Origin of the sequence: Moorena sp. SIO4A1, from assembly GCF_010672065.1 — a bacterium.
Taxonomy (GTDB): domain Bacteria; phylum Cyanobacteriota; class Cyanobacteriia; order Cyanobacteriales; family Coleofasciculaceae; genus Moorena.
Map to the genome: position 1 here is coordinate 1 of NZ_JAAHHX010000343.1, position 2,165 is coordinate 2,165.

At 42.5% G+C, this 2,165-nt stretch carries 3 protein-coding genes; 1 reads left to right on the forward strand and 2 read right to left on the reverse strand.

Features of this window, described 5'->3' with window-relative positions:
* A partial coding sequence (locus F6K53_RS38020; RefSeq protein WP_293084898.1) for a saccharopine dehydrogenase NADP-binding domain-containing protein occupies window positions 1–558 on the reverse strand: 558 nt, incomplete at its 3' end.
* A 102-nt stretch (window positions 559–660) separates the two neighbouring features.
* Window positions 661–804, reverse strand: a complete 144-nt coding sequence (locus tag F6K53_RS38025) for a ribbon-helix-helix protein, CopG family (protein WP_293052195.1) — start codon at window positions 802–804, stop codon at window positions 661–663.
* 68 nt (window positions 805–872) lie between these two features.
* On the opposite strand from F6K53_RS38025, the gene F6K53_RS38030 reads away from it, so the two are divergent.
* Window positions 873–2,093, forward strand: coding sequence for a transposase (locus F6K53_RS38030; protein WP_293084901.1), 1,221 nt, complete (start codon window positions 873–875; stop codon window positions 2,091–2,093).
* Window positions 2,094–2,165 lie beyond the last annotated feature (72 nt).

The window sequence follows — 2,165 nt, forward strand, 5'->3', positions numbered from 1 at the left end:
CGATTTGACTTCAGTCCCAGACAGTTTACTTTGTTGAAGCAATGTTGCCTGAACGCGATACTGAATCATCCCCACATTGCCAATTCCAACTGTCGGAGCTAAATCAAGCTGCGCTAAAACCGGATGAGTTAGATCTGGATAAGAACAATTCACCACAGGAGCTGGGAAATCAATTTCTCGAACGGCTGACATAACTGTTGTGATTGGTGGAAGCTGAGCTGGAATTTGAGCAGCAAATCCTGCCATTCGTAGGACTTTAGCCACTGGGTGTTGGCATTCACGCAAATACCAAGGCGAAAATAAACTAGCGCATTGAACAATCAGATCGGGGCGTTGGTCACGCAAAAGTTGCTCAACGGCGTCTTGCTGCTCTGCATCCAGTTCAAAAAATCGTACTTTGATTTGACTACATGCAGCTAATAGCTCAGCAAAGGTAACACCAAACTCAATTCGGCGACCTGCCAGGATTAATTCATCAATCTCAGCAAACTTCGAGATCTCAGCAGCAAGCCTCTGACCCAAATCCCCTAAACCAATAATCAAGAGTCGATAACTCATAGTTATTTAAATGATATTTAGCTAGACCGCGAGAAGCCCCGCGCTTTACCTGACAAGGTAAGCGTCGGGATGATAGCGAGACAGTGAAGCGAAGCGGAACTGTCAAGTGGAAGTTATTGGATCAGGGAAACGAGCTATCAAGTTTCTAAGTACTTCGGACTGATTCATTCCTCTTCGTTCTGCTTCTTGTTCTAACTTCTTTTTCTCATATTCGGTTAACCGAATTGTCATCTTTATTTTTTTCATTCTGACTTGCCATTTGACTAGCTGTATATTATATATATAGTAGGTCGATAAATAGGAGGGCAAGCGCAATGAGAGCTGCTTATCAATACAGATTAAGACTGACAAAGAAACAAATGCTCGAGCTAGAGCGATGGTTGGAAATGCTACGTTGTCAGTATAACTATTTGCTAGCTGATCGGTTTAATTGGTATGAACAGAATCGCTGCTCCATTAATGCTTGTCCTCTTATTTGCCATTTGCCAAATTTAAGGGATAAACCTGATTATTTTTCCCAAAAACAAACACTCCCACAACTCAAGAAAAATAGACCTTGGTACGGTCAAATTCATTCTCAGGTTTTGCAGGATTGTGTCAAACGGGTAGATTTGGCCTTTAAACGGTACCTTAAAGGCGATTGCAACGGGAAGCGGAGTGGAAAACCTAGATTTAAAGGCAAAGGCCGGTACCGTTCTTTGACTTTTCCGTCACTTGGAAAGGATCCTATTAGTGGCAATCAATTAAAGTTACCTAAATTTGGGTGGGTCAAAATGATCTACCACAGGCCAATTCCCAATGGTTTTAAAATCAAGACAGCTACGATTACCCGCAAGGCGGATGGCTACTATGTTACTTTGTCTATTCAGGATGATACTATTCCTAAAATAATCCCCGTGGATCAGGTTTCTGATCCTATAGGGATTGATCTGGGTCTTAAATCGTTTTTGATCAAATCAGATGGTACGGAGGTAGGGATTCCTCAGTATTACCGAAAGGCTCAAAAAGGATTGGCGAAAATTCAAAAAGCGGTTAGTAGATCCAAAAAAGGTAGCAATAACCGAAAAAAGGCTGTAGCCAAATTAGGCAAGGCTCACAAAAAAGTAGCTGATACCAGAAAAGACTTTCATTTTAAGACGACCAAGGAGCTGTTAAACAATCATGATTTAGTAGCTCATGAAAAGCTCAATATCAAGGGTCTAGCCAAGACGAAAATGGCTAAATCAGTTCTAGATGCTGGATGGGGTCAATTCCTGTCAATCCTTGCAACCAAAGCCGAAAATGCTGGGTTGTTAACGGTTGCTGTGAATCCTAAAAACACTAGCCAGAACTGTTCTAATTGTGGTAAAAAGGTACCCAAAAAACTTAAAGACCGCATTCATTCCTGTCATCATTGTGGGTATATCGCAGACAGGGACGTTAATGCGGCTAAAAATATTTTGTATTTGGCGGTGGGGCGTCCCGCTAGTAATAAAGCTTGCCGAGTAACCGAACCGTTGGGTGGTGTTGGCAAGAAGCCCGCGTTGTCCCGTTAGGGCAACGTCGGGAGTACGTCACAAAGGGCTTGTTTTGTTCGAGTACAGTAGCGACTGCTTGTAACCACTGTA